The organism is Streptomyces atratus (genome assembly GCF_900119365.1).
In the GTDB taxonomy this organism is placed as follows: Bacteria; Actinomycetota; Actinomycetes; order Streptomycetales; family Streptomycetaceae; genus Streptomyces; species Streptomyces atratus_B.
In genome coordinates this window covers 162,588-178,545 of the sequence record NZ_FPJO01000005.1, presented here as the reverse complement: position 1 = coordinate 178,545, position 15,958 = coordinate 162,588, and the positions used below count along the sequence as shown (strand labels likewise).

Sequence of the window (15,958 nt, the reverse complement as noted above, 5' to 3'; positions counted from 1 at the left end):
CCGCCTGACCACGGAAAGCAGGAACCATGCACGAGAGCGAACACGACCACGACCGGTACGACCTGCTGGTCGTGGGCTCCGCCAACGCCGACCTGGTCGTCGGCGTCGAGCGGCGCCCCGCCCCCGGCGAGACCGTGCTCGGCTCCGACCTCGCCGTCCACCCGGGCGGCAAGGGGGCGAACCAGGCGGTCGCCGCGGCCCGCCTCGGAGCCCGTACGGCCCTGCTGGCCCGGGTCGGTGACGACGCGCACGGCCGCCTGCTCCTGGAGTCGCAACGGGCGGCGGGCGTCGACACCGCGGGCGTCCTCGTGGGCGGGGCCCCCACCGGCGTCGCGCTGATCACCGTGGACCCTTCGGGTGACAACAGCATCGTGGTGTCGCCGGGGGCCAATGCCCGCCTCACCCCGGAGGACATCCGGGCGGCCGGCCACCTGTTCGGCGCGGCCCGGGTCGTCTCCGTACAGCTGGAGATCCCGCTGGACACGGTCGCCGAGGTGGCCGGTGCGATGTCACCGGGTACCCGGCTGGTGCTGAACCCGTCCCCGCCCGCGCCCCTGCCCGGCCATGTGCGGGCCGCCTGCGACCCCCTGGTGGTCAACGAGCACGAGGCGCGCTACATGCTGGGCGAGGCCGCGGGCAGCACGCCGGAGGACTGGGCGCGAGCGCTGCTCGCGCTCGGCCCGCGGTCGGTCGTGGTCACGCTGGGGGCGGCGGGAGCACTGGTCGCGGACAGCCGCGGGGACGAGGTCGTACGCGTACCGAGCGTCGAGGTCGAGGCCGTGGACACGACCGGGGCGGGCGACGCCTTCACCGCCGCCCTGGCCTGGCGGCTGGGCCTGGGCGAGGAACTCGTCGACGCTGTCGCGTTCGCCGTCAGGGTGGGCGCGGCAGCCGTCACCAGGCAGGGCGCGCAGGCGTCCTTCCCGACCGCAGAGGATGTCGCCGCGCTGTGAAGAAGGCAGGGATCCTCAACCGCCATCTGGCCGGAGCGCTGGCCGAACTGGGCCACGGCGACGCCGTACTGATCTGCGACGCGGGCATGCCCATCCCGGCCGGCCCCCACGTCGTCGACCTGGCCTTCCGGGCCGGTGTCCCGTCGTTCGCCGAGGTGCTCGACGGGCTGCTGGACGAACTGGTGGTGGAGGGCGCGACAGCGGCGTACGAGGTAGGGGAGGCCAACCCGGAGGCCGCGTGTCTCCTGGCGGAACGCCTCCCGGAACTCGCCCACGTACCGCATGACGAGCTGAAGGCACTCTCGGCGGGTGCCCGGCTGGTGGTGCGGACGGGGGAGGCGCGGCCGTACGCGAATGTGCTGCTGCGGTGCGGGGTCTTCTTCTGACGGGAACAGCCGGCGAAGGAACGGACCATCAGTAACCCACGGCCGAGGTTGCTTTGGGGCGGGCGTGACGTAGCGTTGCCCTTTTGGTGGTGTTCGAAGGAGCACCACGAGGCACCGTTGTGCCCTCACCAGCTGTGGGGCACCGAGGGGTTTTGGGATGAAGCTCTGCTTCCTCGTCGAAGAGCTGTACCGGCATGACGGCATGCCGCTCGACGTCGTCCGGCAACTGACGTCGTGGGGACACCGGGTGGACGTGGTGCGCCCCGGCGGCTCACTCCTGCGGATATCGGAGGAGGTGCGGGCGGGGACCCACGACGCCTGGGTACTCAAGACCGTGTCCGGCGGCCCCGGGCTCACCCTGCTGGAGGCCGCGGCGGCGGTGGGGCTGACCACGGTGAACGACGCGCGGTCGATCCGCGCGGTCCGCGACAAGGTCCTCACCTCGGTCATCGCGCGGCAGCACGGGCTGCCGGTCCCGGTGACCTATTCGGCACCGAGGGCCGCGCTGTTCGCGGACGTTCCCGAGGAGCTCTTCCCCCTGGTGGTCAAGCCCGCCGACGGCAGCTCGGGGCGCGGGGTGCGGTTCGTGTCGGACCCCGGGCGGCTGGCGGAGACGGAGCAGGCGGGCGAGGGCCAGCTCATCGCACAGCCCTACGTGTCCAATGCGGGTTCCGACCTCAAGGTCTACTGTCTCGCGGGCGAGTTCCACGCGACCGTGCGCCGCTCCCCGCTCCACCCGGACGCGCCGGTCGACGAAAGAGCCGTCCCGCTGCCCGCCGAAGTGGCCGAAGCGGCGGCGAAGGTGGGAGCGGTCTTCGGCCTCGATCTCTACGGCATCGACGTGGTGCTCGGCCCCGACGGCCCCGTGATCGTCGACATCAACGACTTCCCGAGCTTCCGCCGGGTGCCCGACGCCGTGTCCCGGTTGGCCGGCGCCGTTCTCGAGCTGGCCAGGGCGGGCGGCTCCGACCGGAGGGGCGCGATCGCCCCTGCCCCGCGCATTCCCGTGCAGCCGGAAATCTCCCACGGACGGCCCCATCCGTACCCCGCCGCCGGTCCCGGTCCCGGGCCCGGTCCCGAAGCGGACATGGTGGCAGCCGTACCGGAAGGCGCGCGGATATGAGGGTCTGTGTGCTGACCGACAAGCCGGATCATCCGCTGCTCGCCGCGGCCGCCTCCGCGCTGACCGAGGCGGAGCACCGGGTGATGTTCCTGAACCCGGACGCCGGAACCGGATCCCCGTCGCAGCTGGTGGCCCCGGGCGATCTCGCCGATGTCTACCTTCTCAAGGCCCATACCCCCCGGGCACTCGCGCTGGCCCGTTCCCTCGAAGGGCTCGGCGTCAGGGTGGTGAACTCCGCTGCCGCGACGGAGCTGTGCCAGGACAGGAGCCGGATCGCCGCCGTGGCGGAAGGCGCCGGTCTGCCGATGCCCCGGACACGGACCCTGGACGCACTGTCCGAAGCCCGCCACGGCTCGGAGCTGCCGGAGAGCGGCTATCCGCTCATGGTCAAGAGCCGCCACAGCCGCCGCGCGGACCTGGTCGCCCGCGTGGACGGCCCGGCCGGGCTCCGGGACCTTGCGGCAGGGTGGTCCGACGAGCCCGTCGTGCTGCAGGAGTTCGTCGCGAACAGTGGCTGGGACCACAAGCTCTGGGTGATCGCGGGAGAGGTGTTCGCGGCGGTGCGGCCCGCACCGGTGGGCGCACCGCCGGACGGCGCACGGCCCGCGCCGCTGGTCCGCGACCTGCCGCAGACCTGGACCCGGCTCGCCCTGCGCACAGGCGACGTCTTCGGCCTCGACGTCTACGGTGTCGACCTGCTGGACCGCGAGGGCGAGCCCGTCGTCGTCGACATCAACGCCTTCCCGGGCATCCGCGGCCCGAAGGGCGCCCCGGAGGCGCTGGCGGCCCTGGCACTGCGACTCCCCGGCCCACCCGCCTACGAGGCCTGAGACACCCCGGCCTCCACCAGGAACTCGCTCGGCGTACCCGACCACGACACATGCAGCCCGTCCCGGGCCCGTGTGCACGCGACGAACAGCAGGCAGCGTTCCGCCAGGAGGTCCGACTCGTGCTGGAGCCGGTCGATGTCGGCCGGGGTCACCGCACGCGGGTACGGCAGCGCACCCTCACTCACGCCGATGACCGCGACGCACCGGAACTCCAGCCCTTTGAAGGAGTGCATCGTGCCGACCTGCACGGCGTCCGCGTCGGAGGGCACATCGCCCCGCAGGCGTGAGGCAGGGATGCCCGCGGCCTTGAGCCGCTGCACCGCCTTGTCGCAGTTCTTGTTGAAGCGGGCGCTCACCCCGAGCTCACCCGGGGAGATCCCGCTGTCGAGCCAGCTACGGACGCGTGCGACGAGTGCGTCCAGTTCGGCTTCTTCCGACTCCGCCCCGTACGCCTCGGGTCCCTTGCCGTGCAGGGCCGAGCGATAGCCCAACAGGGTCTCGTTCGCGGCGTCGTCCGCCAACTGCTCGAAGGGCCGGCCGACGAGCAGGGCGGTGGACCAGGAGAGGATCTCGTGCGTGGAGCGGTAGTTCTTGCGCATCTTCGCCGACCGGCCGGCCACCTTGATCCCGACGGCCTTCAGCGACACCTTCGAGTCGTAGATGCGCTGATGGGGGTCGCCCGCGATGAAGAGATCGTCGGGACGGGCCGGAGCCGCCGCACGCAACAGCCGCCACTGCGCGGGGTGCAGGTCCTGCGCCTCATCGACGACCACATGCCGGTAACGCGGACCATCGGCCTCCAGTAGATCCGCTGCCTCCGCGCACGTGCCGAGATAGGTGCGGAGCCCGTCGGAGGTGAGCCGATGGGTGAACTCCTCGATCGTGCGCCACACCAGCGCGCGGGCCGACGTGGGCAGCCCGCTGCCACGCCCGCGCCGCTCACAGCCCTCGTACTCCTTCAGGGTCCGCAGATTCTGCGCGAGGACGACGTGCTTGTACTCCTGCCCGAGAAACTGCGCCGTGCCGGTGAACCCGGTGGCCTTCGCGGCCTGCGCCCACCGCGTCTCCTCCTCGCTGCCCCGGAGCGGCCGCCGCGAGGTGGACACGATGCGGCCCGCGAACGCGTCGACGGTCATGATGTCCACTCGGTCCCGCAGCGCTTCGTCCTCCACCAGGGTGGCGAGCCCGGTCCGCAGCGCGCCCACCAGGGTGTTGGTGTACGTGGTCAGCAGAATGCGGTCGCCGTCGCGCAGGTACCCCAGCAGATGGCGCACCCGGTGCAGAGCGACGACCGTCTTGCCCGTCCCGGGACCGCCGGTGACCTGTGCCGGCCCGGAGTACGAGGCCCGGTAGGCGACCTTGTGCTGGGAGGGGTGCAGGAAGACCCGCCAGGCCGCGAACGGCTTGTCGAGGATGTCGCGCAGCTCCTCGGACGCGGTGACGAGCGCGATCCGGGTCCTGGTGCGGTGGATGGCGGTCGCGAAGTCCCCGGTGTCCACGGGCGTGGTGTCGGCGGGTGCGGCGGCGAGGCCGATGGACACCACGTCCCGCCACACCTCCTCCACGGTGAAGCCTGCCGCGAGATATTCGAGGACTTCACGCTGGTCCTGCGGGAAGTACGGCGCGAAGACCTCCAGCTGTTCGGGGTCGGTGAGGGCACGGGCCTGGCGCAGGGTGGTTTCGTCGATGCCGAGCGCCGCCAGGTCCCCGTCGGACACCTTCGCGAACAGCCGTCGGTCGGGAGTCGGCGCGATGCTCTCGTACACGGGGGTGAGCTCGTCGAGCATCGCGATGTCGCGGATCTCGACGGCCCGGGTCACGGTGTTGATGCTGGCCTTCTGCTTGACGGCCCAGTCGATCGCCTTGTCGTGCGGCATCACGCGCAGCAGTACATAGGTGTCGCCGCTGTCGGGTGCGAGGACGACACCCCGCGTCCCCTGGTCGATCCGGATGGTCCGGATATGAGGATCACGGGCCCGCTTCAGGCTCTCCAACTTGAGCCCGGGATCCTTGAACAACTGGTCCAGAGTGAGGCGTTCGAACTTCTCCCACGCGTCGAACACCCCCTGCTTGACACTGCCCTGAAGCTTTCCGAGCTGGGCGCAGAAACCGATATCGAACGCGAGGTGGGGCATGGGACTGACTCTCCGGGAAGCGGACGGGACGGGGGAGACGGGGTCAGGTGGCCGGAGCGTCGAGATCGAGGCCTATCAGAGCCAGCGCCTCGCCGACCTCTTCGGTCATCTCGTCGCCGGGCCCGAAGACCAGACACAGGTCGTCATGCAACGGCCGAAGAATCCGATGGGCCTCGACCGCCTGCCCCTGGGCGAGCAGCAGCATCCCGATGTCGCGGCGCAGCTCGACGGCTTCCTCGCTGAGATCGCCGTCGACCGTTCGTACGACGTCGAGGAGGCCACGCAGCGCGGCGAGTGCATCGGTGACCTGGCCGAGTTCGGCCCGGCATCGCGCGGCCTGGGCGCGGCAGGCGCGTGCGGGCTCGCCGGTGGGGCCGTCGGTGCGCGCGTACGCGTCCGCCAAAGCGTCGAACTCGGGCAGAGCCGCCCGGTAGTCCCCGCCGAGCAGCTGGATCGCGGCCCGGCGGGTCCGCAGCTCCAGGACCTTCCGGCTCTCCGCGCCGAGCGCGCGGGCAGCCGGTTCGATGATCTCTCCCAGTACCTCGGCGGCCTGTGCGAACCGTTCCTCGTCCAGGAGTGCGTCGGAGTGTGCGTACGCCTCGTCGATCTCCGCCCGCAACTGCGCGGGTACGGGCACGGGCGCGGCTTGTCCGGCAGCCGGGTCGGCGGCCACCGGCGCGGACCGGCCCGCACCCGCGCGGGCACGGGGCGCGTACGGGTTGCGGAAGAGCCCGGTCGGGTCGGGCACCCCCGCCGGTCCGGCCTCGCCGGGCCCAGGCATCCGGCCGGGCGGCGGCAGGAACGGCCGCAGCCGCTCGTACACCTCCTGCACATCGGCGGGCCGGGCCTCCGGCGCCTTGAGCAGCAGATGCAGGACGAGGTCCTCCAACTCCTGCGGCACCTCGGGACGCAGCACCCGCAGTGGAGTGGGAGCGGCGTTGACGTGCTGGTACATCACCATGTACTCGCTGTCCGCCGTGAACAGCAGGCGTCCGCCCAGCAGTTCGTGCAGCACGCAGCCGAGCGCGTACAGGTCGGTCTGCGGAGTGGTCCGTCCGCCGCGCACCTGCTCGGGTGCCATGTACTGGTAGGTGCCGATGGGGGTGCCGGTCGCGGTCAGCTTGGTGACGTCGGTCCGCAGGATCGCCGCGATCCCGAAGTCGAGGACCTTCACCGTCCCGTCGCGGGCGACCAGGATGTTGCTGGGTTTGAGGTCGCGGTGGATGACCGGCACCTCGTGCGCGTACGACAGCACGGTGGCGACCTGTGCCGCCACCGCCACCGCCCAACTGACCGGAAGCAGCCGATTCGGATGGATGTACGCGGACAGCGACATCCCGTCCACCAGCTCCATGACCAGGAACAGCCGCTCGTACGTGTCGTCGAGCACCGCGTCGTACACCTGGGGCACGCCGGGGTGCTGGATCCGCGCGGTGATCCGGGCCTCACGGCGGAAGCGCTTGGCGAACTCCTCCGCCAGCTGCGGCGAGCCGCCGACGGCCTGCTGCCGGATCAGCTTCACGGCGACGGGCCGGTCGAGCACGGCGTCGTAGCCACGCCACACGTCCCCCATGCCGCCGTTGTCGAGCGGTTCCAGAAGCTCGTACCGACCGGCGATCGGCTGCTGCTGCGGCACATTGCCCCCGTGTGTGCGTGTGCTGGCCGGTGTGCGCGGCTGGACCGGCTTTCGGCATGGTGGAGGGCAAGTGTCCCTGGTGGGGCGATCTTCAGTCCAGCGGCGGCGGCACGGAGGCGGTCGGGGCGCCCCTTTCCGGTCACGGGGCGCCCGGGGCGGGGGCCCCGGCCGTTCTACGGCGAGGGCTCCGCCACAACAGAACAGACGGCCCACACCGTCTTGCCCGGCCCGTCCGCGCACGGATACCAGCCCCAGCGGTCCGCGAGCGCGGCCACCAGGAGCAGGCCGCGGCCTCCGCTTGAGGAGTCCGACGGGTCGGTGAGGGCAGGGACCTTCTCGCCGCGGGTGTCGGTGACCTCGACGCGGACGGTGGAGCTTTCGGCGGACAGCCGCAACCGGAAGTCGCGGCCGGGCACGAGGCCGTGACGTACGGCGTTGGCGCTCAGCTCGGCGATGACCAGTGTCACCGTGTCGTGGGTGTCGCTGCCGTACGGGATGCCCCACGCGTCGAGCCGCTCACCTGCCAGGCGCCGGGCGAGGCGGGCACCGCGGGGCGTGGAGCTGAAGCGCATTGAGAAGTGGTGCCCGGGGAAGCGGGGTTGGTTGGTGCGAAGGGGGCGCACGGGGAGTGGCGAGTTGCTGGTCATGGGGGCCACGGTTCCGTTCAGTGGCGTAGCATGACCAGGGGTGACGCGCCGTCGCGTACTGCTTGTACGCGGGAGCGTTCGGCATGTACGTGCGTGGGACAGGCGATGGCGGTGACGCGGGGCGACGAGGACGCGGTGGCCGGGCAGCCTGTCGTGGCCCCGTTCGCACAGTGGCTTGTTTTGTCACGTGCTGTTGAGATCGACTTCTTCGGGTTCGATGATGTCCGTTGCTACCGGGGAGCGGGGGGCACGCTGTGCTGCGGAGAAGTAACGACTCAACGGTCGGTGCGTGATGAGGCAGCGCATGCAGCTCGCGCTTCAGGTCATGCTGGTGCTTGTCGCCAGCTTGTTCGGCATCGTCACCAACTACGCCACCAACGTCAGCGATGCCCCGTGGTTGTTACAGGTCATCCAACATGCGTCCGTCCCCGCCATCGGCCTTCTGGTCGTCGCGATGGTGGTGGGCCAGGTCGTCGTGTACCGGCTGGAGAACCCGGCGCCGCCGCAGGTCGACTGGCCGCGTGACCGGGTCCCGTACCCCGGACTGGACTCTTTCGCAGAGGACGAGGCGGCCGTGTTCTTCGGCCGGGAAGTTCTGGCTGCCGAACTCACACGCAGGCTCCACACTTCATCGGAAAGGCCCACCGATCGGTTTCTCGTACTCGTCGGCGCGTCCGGGAGCGGAAAGTCCTCGCTCGTCAGAGCCGGTGTGATGCCACGGCTGCGGGACCGCCGATGGACGCTGGTGCCCGCCTTCTCCCCGGGGCCGAATCCGCTCGGTGCTCTGGCCTCGGCCATCGTGGCCGCAGGCGAAGGACAGGAATCAGTGAGTGCTGTCCTACGGCGCCTGCGTCAGGGGCCGGGAGCTCTTAAGACAGAGTTGGTGCGTCTGCGCGGCGGCCGATTCCGGCGTGTGCTCCTTGTGATCGACCAGTTCGAAGAGGTGGTCACCCTTGCCGGTGAGCGGGAACGAGCGCAGTTCCTCGGCGCGCTGCGCTTCTGTGTGGAGCAGGACACGAATGTCCGCGTGCTGGCCACACTCAGGGTGGACTTTCTAGGTCGGCTCCTGGCCACGGGACATGCCGAGATCTGCCAACACCCCATCACCTTGGGTGCACTGGGGAGAAGTCAGTTCGCGCAGGTGGTGGAGCGCCCCGCTGCGCTGGTGGACCTCTCCTTCGCACCCGGTGTGGTGGACACCATCGTCGACGAAGTCGGCGCGGACGATGCCCTGCCGCTGCTCGCCTATCTCCTCCAGGAGCTCTACTTCGCATCCGGTCCGGGCGAGACGGTCACCGAAGAGCTGTACCACAGCGTGGGCGGTGTGGCGGGTGCCCTTGCGCGGCAGGCGGATCACACTGTGGCCGAACTCGGCCACGCTGACGGGATCGCCTTCGTACTGCAGGTCCTCCTCCGGTTCGTCACGGTTCAAGGACAGGAAGTTGCCCGCAAGCGAGTCCTGCTGTCCGAACTGACCGAACGGGAACGACACGTCGTCGACGCGTTCGTCGATGCACGGCTGTTGGTATCCGACGCAGGTGGGGACGGTGCCTCCGGTCAGGAAGAGCCTTACGCGCAGGTGACGCACGAGGCACTGTTCCGACAGTGGGCTCCGCTACGCCAGGAAGTCGAATCACGCGTGGAGCAACTGCGCGAGCGGGCCGAGCTGGAGCGGTGGGCCGAGGACTGGGAACGCTCAGGACGCAGTGAGGACTACCTCCTCACCGGCGAACGGCTAACGCTGGCCCAGCGCTGGCTCACCGCACTGGAGGAATCAGGCATGGCAGCGGAGCCGGTTCGTGTACTCGTGATGTCCTCGCAGCGACGTGATCTGGCCTTTCTTCGCCGTGTGTCGGACGGTGTTGGCCAGTATGCGCTCGGCAGCGCGGAGAGCCATCCGGAGCGGGCCATTCTCCTGTCCTTGGCCGCTCTCGGCGAATGCACGCCGACGCCCTCGGCCCGCCGCGGTCTCATGGCGGCGCTGGCTGCGAGTCATCTCCGTACTCGCATGGACGGGCACACGGACACGGTCAGGCACATCGCCTGGTCTCCGGACGGCCGGCGACTGGCCACCGCATCACGTGACGGCAGCGCACGCGTCTTCGACGCCCGATCCGGGCAGTCGCTGCTCGTTCTGCCCTCCGATGGTGCAATGGTCGAGTCGGTCACCTGGTCGCCCGATTCCGCTCACGTTGCGACGGCGGGACGGGAGCGAGTCGTACGGATTTGGGACGCCGTCTCCGGAGAGCCTGTCCGGTTGTTGACCGGAGCCGCGGACATCGTGAGGCAGGTGGCCTGGTCTCCCGACGGAAGGCACGTTGCAGCCAGTTCGAAGGACTGCGTCGTACGAGTGTGGGAAGGAGAAACAGGGCACCTCGCACACGAGCTCCGTGGGCACCGGGACGACACCTGGGGCGTTGCCTGGTCGCCGGACAACAGCCGCCTCGCCTCGGCCTCACATGACCAGACTGCGCGCGTGTGGGACCTGTCCACTGGAACTGCCGTCGTCCTGGCCGGTCACTCGGACTTCGTCGAAGGAATCGCCTGGTCGCCGGACGGTTCCTCCCTTGCCACGGGTTCCGGCGACCACACTGCCCGCATCTGGGATGCCCGGACCGGTGCGCTACGGCTGTTGCTGCGTGGCCACACAGACTACGTCTGGAACCTGGCCTGGTCCCCGGACGGCCGGGTACTCGCGTCTGCTTCCTCGGACCACACTGTGCGCCTCGTCAGCACCCAGGACGCCAAAGTGCTGACCGTGCTGCGCGGCCACACCGACACGGTCTGGGGCGTGACCTGGTCGCCCTCAGGCACTCAACTCGCCACGAGCTCGACCGACGGCACCGCGATCGTGTGGGACCTGCGGCCACGGGGAGCGGAGACCGTGGTGGCCGACGGACACTGCGGCCCCGTGAACCAGGCCGCTTGGTCCGCCGACGAGCTGACGATTGCCACGGCTTGTGACGACGCCACCGTACGACTCTGGCACGCGGGCGACGGGACTTCCGCCGGACAGCCGATGCGGCTCGATGACCGGGTCTGGAGCGTGGCATGGTCGCCCCTGCCTCAAGGCGGCAGGTTCGCGCTCAGCACGAACGACGGTGTCTTCCGCGTCATGGACGACACCGGCACCACTCTGGTCGAGCAGCGGGGAGAAGTCGTCGAGGCGTGCGCCTGGTCACCGGACGGCCGCCGCATCGCCACCGGCGGACACGACGGCATCGTACGCGTGCGGGAGGCGGACACAGGTACCGAGCTCACCGCTCTGACCGGCCACCAGGACTGGGTGGGCCGCATCTCCTGGTCTCCCGGTGGACGATTTCTTGCGAGCGCATCGGACGACCGCACATGCCGCCTATGGGATGTCGCCGAGAGCCGGCAACTCACCGTCCTGCGTGGCCACGACAACTACGTGGACGACGTCGCCTGGGCCCCCGACGAACAGCGGGTCACCACAGCCTCCGGTGACTGGACCGTGGCGGTGTGGGATGTCGCCACGGGCCGCCGTATCGATGTGCTCAAGGGCCATGAAGGACGTGTCCGCTGCGTTGCCTGGTCTCCCGATGGCCGATTTATCGCCAGCGGATCCGACGACCGGACGGTACGCGTCTGGTCCGCCGACACGTTTGAGGAAGTCGCCATCGTCGGTGTTCACCAGGACAAGGTGTCATCGGTCACCTGGTCCCGTGACAGCGCTCGGCTGCTCACCGCCTCGTTCGACGGAACAGCCCGCATCTGGTCAGCCGACCCGGACTACGACCGGCTCGAAGCCCATGCCCGAGGACGCGTTTTCCGGACCCTTGACGAGGATGAACGGCGGCGGCATCTGTTGCCACTTGCAGGGACGTAGCCGGACCGGCTTCAGTACCGCTCTTCCACCGTCCGGTCGTCGGTGCTCACCAGATAGTCGTCCGGATCAAGGTCCATCGCCTTGCGGGCGGGCGACGACCAGTACATCGCGTTGCGCTCCGCGAACGTTTCGGGGCCTTCGTAGGAGATCAGCCATACGAACCGGTTGCGCTCCCGGTCGACCCAAGCCCCGCCGATCGTGAACCCCAGTTCCAGGCGCAGCGGCACGATTTCCGCGCGCCACCGCTCCACCCACTTGTCCAGCATGCCGTCACGAACGGTGTAGGTGCGGAGTTGCGTGGTCCTGGCCATGGGTGGTGTGCCTTCCCGGTTGGACTCGGAGGTGGTATGTACCCGATGCGACGCGGCACGACAACGAGTATCTTCTTTGGTCTTCTCCTCCAAGGGCCGCGGCATGGTCTCGCACGGGATGATGTGTTGATCGTGGCCGCGGACGGTTGGCTACGGAGCTGGATCCTGGTCGGGTACCACCGTCACGACAGAGGCACTCCAGCAAATGAGTCTCGGATGTGGGGTCTCGGCCCACACAGCCAAGCGATGTCCGCTCAGTAGCTACCTGATGGCTGGCATTACCCGGTCCGTGCATGTGGCGCCCCGCGCAAGCGACTTCGAGCCATTTCGATCCTGGCGTGGTGATACCTACTATGTGTCAGGTGACAAGTCGAGCGATACCGGGGGATGACATGGACGATGTAGAGCGCAGGAACGCCACAACTCCGATTCGCGTTCACCAGATTCGTTCCGCGCTGATGGAACAGTACGCCGGTCTTATCTACGACGAAGACCTCAAGTCGTATGACCAGCGGGGGTACGACCAGCGGTTTCTGTCTCGAGCTCTTACTGCTGCGGCCGTTCGCGTTGTCACCGGATGCGACCACAAGACCGCAGGTCGTTCGGTCATTGACGGCGAACTTGACCAGGGCATCGATGGTGTGGCCGTGACCGACGGTACACAGGAGGTCTGGCTCGTCCAGGCCAAGTGGAGTGACGAAGGCAAGGGCAAGTTCAACACCGACGCCGCCCACAAGTTCATCCATGGTCTTCGCCTCATCGAGCAGCGGAGCTTCGATCGGTTCAACGACCGACTCGATCCGATTGCTGCCCGGGTGAACTCCGCCATGCACGACGCCCGGTTGAAGGTCACCCTGGTGATCGCGGTGATGGGAATGGGAACGCTCAGCGACGAGGTTGTCGCCATCCTCGAAGATGCCCGCAAGGAGTTCAACGGGCTCGGCCCTGTCTTGGACTACCGAGTGGTCAACGCTGCGGATGTCCTGCGGCAGATTCGTGAAGACCTCGCTCCTGAGCCGGTGCGGGTCACCGTGCGCATGACGAACTGGCTCAAGCGGAACACGCCCCTTGTTGCCTACCAGGGGACGGTTCCGGCGAGCAACATTGCGGAGTGGTACGGGGAGTATGAAGACCGTCTGTATTCGCAGAACCTTCGGCAGTCGCTGGGCACCACTCGGGTGAATTCAGGCATGCTCAACACGCTTGCTGAGGAGCCGGAGAATTTCTGGCTCTTCAATAACGGGGTGACAGTGCTCTGTGACGGGCTGGACGAAGACTGGCCCGGCCGACGCAGGCCGGACGAGCCGGTGCACCTACAGCTCAGAGGCGTCAGCGTGGTCAACGGAGCGCAGACCGTGAGCGCCGCGCATCGCGCGATGCAGTCGTCCGCGGATGCCGTCGAAGATGCCGAAGTTACTGTCAAGGTCATCGTTGTCGGTGAGAACATGCCGGACTTTGCACGGCGGATCACAGAGACAACCAACACCCAGAACCATGTCGAGCAACGCGACTTCATCGCCCTGGACGAGGTCCAGGCGATGATCCGGGAGGATTTCGCGCTGTCACTTCAAAAGTCATACGTGTACAAGCGCGGCGAGCCGGACCCCGCTCCAGATGAGGGGTGTTCGGTGGTCCACTCTGCCATCGCCTTGGCGTGTGCGCATCACGGCACTGAACTCACCGTGCGCGCCAAGCGGGATACGGATCTACTCTGGGAACGAGGAGCCGGCGGAGCCTACCCCCGGCTGTTCTCGGAGCGGCCGAGCGCATTCCAGATCTGGCGGTCAGTGCTTGTTCACCGGGCGGTCGGCGCTGCGCTCAACGAGGAGCGCAAGAAGTTCCAGAAGCGTGCAGCAGACGTCGCCCAGCGAGGCGACCTGCTGATCACGCATTTGGTCTTCCAGTTCATTGAGCAGGACCGGATTGATGACCCTGACTACGACTGGGACAAGGTGCTCGCCGAGGTGCCTGCCCTGACTACGCGGGTCCTTTCTTGGCTGATCCACCATATCGACAGTGAATTCGGGCCGACGTCTTTCCTCAGCGGCACCCTCACGGACGTGGCGCGTTGCAAGCAGCTCACAGCGCTGGTGCTCCGTGATGCGGAGCGTGCAGGAGTCATCCCCGATCTACCCGCCGAGTATCGCCCCTCCAGAGCAGCCCGGCGCAAGGCCCGTCGGCCCAACGCCGTGCCCACTCTCGTCGATCACGGGAAGATCACGGATGGAACTCCCCTTCGTCTGCGGCTGTTGAACAAGCCAGAGATCAAAGCTCTCGAAGCATGGCTCGCCCAAGAACCCCGACGCAGTGAGGCGACGTGGGTCAATGATCGATCGAAGTGCCTTTTGTGGGCGGGGGACAACCGGGCCTATTCGCCTACGCGCCTGGTCCTGCACATGTACGAACTCGCGGGCTGGGAGCAAGCCCCAGTCGCAGTCCAGGGTCCCGCCCGGTGGGCTGTGGACGGAGGAGGCTTGACCCTCTCTGACATGGCGCTGGCGCTCCTTGATGAACAGGCCGAGCAGGAGTGAGGGGCTTACTGCGGCTCGCGGACGGCGTTCGCGCTGACCTCGGCGACGATCAGTGTCAGCGTGTCGTGGGTGTAGCTGCCGTACGGGACGCCTCACGCGTCGAGCCGCTCACCGGCCAGGCGCCGGGCGAGACGGGCACCACGCGGTGTGGAGCTGAAGCGCATCGAGAAGTGGTGCCAGGGGAACCGGGGTTGGTTGGTGCGAAGGGGGCGCACGGGGAGTGGCGAGTTGCTGGTCATGGGGGCCACGGTTCCGTTCAGTGGCGTAGCGTGACCAGGGGTGACGCGCCGTCGCGTACTGCTTGTACGCGGGAGCGTTCGGCATGTACGTGCGTGGGACAGGCGGTGGCGATGACGGTGACGCGGGGCGACGAGGACACGGACATGGGGGCATGCTCGGGCTCGGGGCCGGGCTCGGGCGCGGAGCCCGGGAATCGGCCGGAGGACGAGCCAGGGTCCGGGGTGTTGATCGCGTTCGGGCAGCAGTTGAAGCTGTTACGTCTGCGGGCGGGGCTGGACCGGACTGAGTTCGGCAAGCGGGTGGGTTACGCGGCACAGTCCATCGCGTCGTTCGAGCAGGGGCGGCGGATCCCGCAGCCCGAGTTCATCGACAAGGCGGACGCGGTGCTGGACGCCGGGGGCTTGTTGATCGCGTTGAAGAAGGAGGTTGAGCGGGCTCAGTATCCGCCGTTCTTCCGGGACGCGGCGCAGTTGGAGAAGAAGGCCGTGGCGCTCTCGGTGTACGGCGTTTACGCGATCCCTGGTCTGTTGCAGACAGCCGAGTACGCACGTGCTGTCTTCCAGATGCGGAGGCCGCTGCTTGATGATGACGCGATCGAGCGTGGGCTGTCGGGTCGGTTGGCGCGGCAAGAGATCTACGACCGGCACCCGACTCCGTTGCTGAGCTTCGTTGTCGAGGAGGAGGCGCTCCGGCGCCCCGTGGGTGGTCGGGCAGTTCTGCTTGGTCAGTTGGAACAGCTACTGCTCATCGGCCGGAAGCGTAACGTTGAGATTCAGGTGATGCCGACCGACAGGGAGGACCACGGGGCGCTGGGCGGGCCGTTCACCCTCATTGACACGGTGCAGGGACAGCGCATTGCCTACGCCGAAGCGCAAGGTGACAGCCGCCTGTACACGGGCCAAGCGAAGGTCCGCCAGCTCGAAGCCCGCTATGGCATCATCCGATCGCAGGCACTCACTCCGCGTGAGTCTTCGGAGTTTGTTCAGAAACTACTGGGAGAGAAATGACCATTCAACACTCTGAATCGACTGCGCCCGAGTTGGAGTGGTTCAAGAGCAGTTACAGCACTGGCGATGGCGGCGAGTGCGTAGAGGTCGCCTGGCGCAAGAGCAGCTGCAGCACCGGCAATGGCGGTGAGTGCGTGGAGTTTGCCGCCGCAGCCACGCACGTGCACATTCGCGACTCGAAGCAGCTCAGCGGCCCCATGTTGACCGTCGGTCCGTGCTCGTGGGCCGGATTCATCCGCCTCGTCGCCGGCTGAGGCACACAACGCAAGGAGGGTCCCGCCGCGCGCCGCAGAGGCGTAGCGGCGGGAC

General features: G+C 68.3%; 12 protein-coding genes and 1 pseudogene. 8 read left to right on the top strand and 5 right to left on the bottom strand.

Annotated features, from left to right (window positions below; all coding sequences use genetic code 11):
• Window positions 1-26 precede the first annotated feature (26 nt).
• The 4 genes from BT364_RS11665 to BT364_RS11650 all read left to right on the top strand — a co-directional run bounded on the left by BT364_RS11665 (window position 27) and on the right by BT364_RS11650 (window position 3,292).
• Window positions 27-953 carry a ribokinase gene (locus BT364_RS11665; protein WP_072485081.1) on the top strand — a complete coding sequence of 309 codons (927 nt, stop codon included), beginning with the start codon at window positions 27-29 and terminating at the stop codon, window positions 951-953.
• On the top strand, window positions 950-1,339 hold the full coding sequence (gene rbsD, locus BT364_RS11660; protein ID WP_072485080.1) for a D-ribose pyranase: 390 nt from the start codon (window positions 950-952) through the stop codon (window positions 1,337-1,339). The genes BT364_RS11665 and rbsD overlap by 4 nt, the downstream gene beginning before the upstream one ends.
• Before the next feature lie 157 nt (window positions 1,340-1,496).
• Window positions 1,497-2,462 carry an ATP-grasp domain-containing protein gene (locus BT364_RS11655; protein WP_079179411.1) on the top strand — a complete coding sequence of 322 codons (966 nt, stop codon included), beginning with the start codon at window positions 1,497-1,499 and terminating at the stop codon, window positions 2,460-2,462.
• Entirely contained in the window at window positions 2,459-3,292 is an 834-nt protein-coding gene (locus BT364_RS11650) for an ATP-grasp domain-containing protein (protein WP_072485079.1), read from the top strand. The genes BT364_RS11655 and BT364_RS11650 overlap by 4 nt, the downstream gene beginning before the upstream one ends.
• On the opposite strand, the gene BT364_RS11645 is transcribed toward BT364_RS11650, so the two are convergent.
• The 3 genes from BT364_RS11645 to BT364_RS11635 form a co-directional block, all read right to left on the bottom strand.
• Complete coding sequence (locus tag BT364_RS11645; RefSeq protein WP_072485078.1) at window positions 3,280-5,427, bottom strand: UvrD-helicase domain-containing protein; 2,148 nt, start codon at window positions 5,425-5,427, stop codon at window positions 3,280-3,282. The two genes, BT364_RS11650 and BT364_RS11645, sit on opposite strands and share 13 nt — an antisense overlap.
• A gap of 43 nt (window positions 5,428-5,470) precedes the next feature.
• Entirely contained in the window at window positions 5,471-7,063 is a 1,593-nt protein-coding gene (locus BT364_RS11640; RefSeq protein ID WP_072485077.1) for a serine/threonine-protein kinase, read from the bottom strand.
• A 173-nt stretch (window positions 7,064-7,236) separates the two neighbouring features.
• Window positions 7,237-7,710 (bottom strand): ATP-binding protein, encoded by a 474-nt coding sequence (locus tag BT364_RS11635; RefSeq protein ID WP_072485076.1) that lies wholly within the window; start codon window positions 7,708-7,710, stop codon window positions 7,237-7,239.
• Window positions 7,711-8,014: 304 nt separating this feature from the next.
• Here BT364_RS11635 and BT364_RS11630 point away from each other — a divergent pair, with 304 nt between their 5' ends.
• On the top strand, window positions 8,015-11,560 hold the full coding sequence (locus tag BT364_RS11630; protein WP_256259709.1) for an nSTAND1 domain-containing NTPase: 3,546 nt from the start codon (window positions 8,015-8,017) through the stop codon (window positions 11,558-11,560).
• A gap of 11 nt (window positions 11,561-11,571) precedes the next feature.
• Here BT364_RS11630 and BT364_RS11625 read toward each other — a convergent pair whose 3' ends face one another.
• Window positions 11,572-11,871 carry an NIPSNAP family protein gene (locus BT364_RS11625; RefSeq protein ID WP_072485074.1) on the bottom strand — a complete coding sequence of 100 codons (300 nt, stop codon included), beginning with the start codon at window positions 11,869-11,871 and terminating at the stop codon, window positions 11,572-11,574.
• Between the two features lie 392 nt (window positions 11,872-12,263).
• Here BT364_RS11625 and BT364_RS11620 point away from each other — a divergent pair, with 392 nt between their 5' ends.
• A complete protein-coding gene (locus BT364_RS11620) occupies window positions 12,264-14,402 on the top strand; it encodes an AIPR family protein (RefSeq protein ID WP_072485073.1) in 2,139 nt (712 codons plus the stop codon).
• Between the two features lie 17 nt (window positions 14,403-14,419).
• Here the strand turns inward: BT364_RS11620 and BT364_RS11615 are convergent.
• Window positions 14,420-14,641, bottom strand: a pseudogene (locus tag BT364_RS11615) (ATP-binding protein); the annotation flags it as partial.
• Between the two features lie 144 nt (window positions 14,642-14,785).
• On the opposite strand from BT364_RS11615, the gene BT364_RS11610 reads away from it, so the two are divergent.
• Together BT364_RS11610 and BT364_RS11605 are read left to right on the top strand one after the other, a co-directional pair.
• The gene (locus BT364_RS11610; protein WP_177328101.1) at window positions 14,786-15,649 is read left to right on the top strand and encodes a helix-turn-helix domain-containing protein; all 864 of its coding nucleotides are present in this window, start codon (window positions 14,786-14,788) and stop codon (window positions 15,647-15,649) included.
• Complete coding sequence (locus BT364_RS11605) at window positions 15,646-15,903, top strand: DUF397 domain-containing protein (protein ID WP_072485072.1); 258 nt, start codon at window positions 15,646-15,648, stop codon at window positions 15,901-15,903. Before BT364_RS11610 ends, BT364_RS11605 begins: the two co-directional genes overlap by 4 nt.
• The last annotated feature ends 55 nt before the right edge of the window (window positions 15,904-15,958 follow it).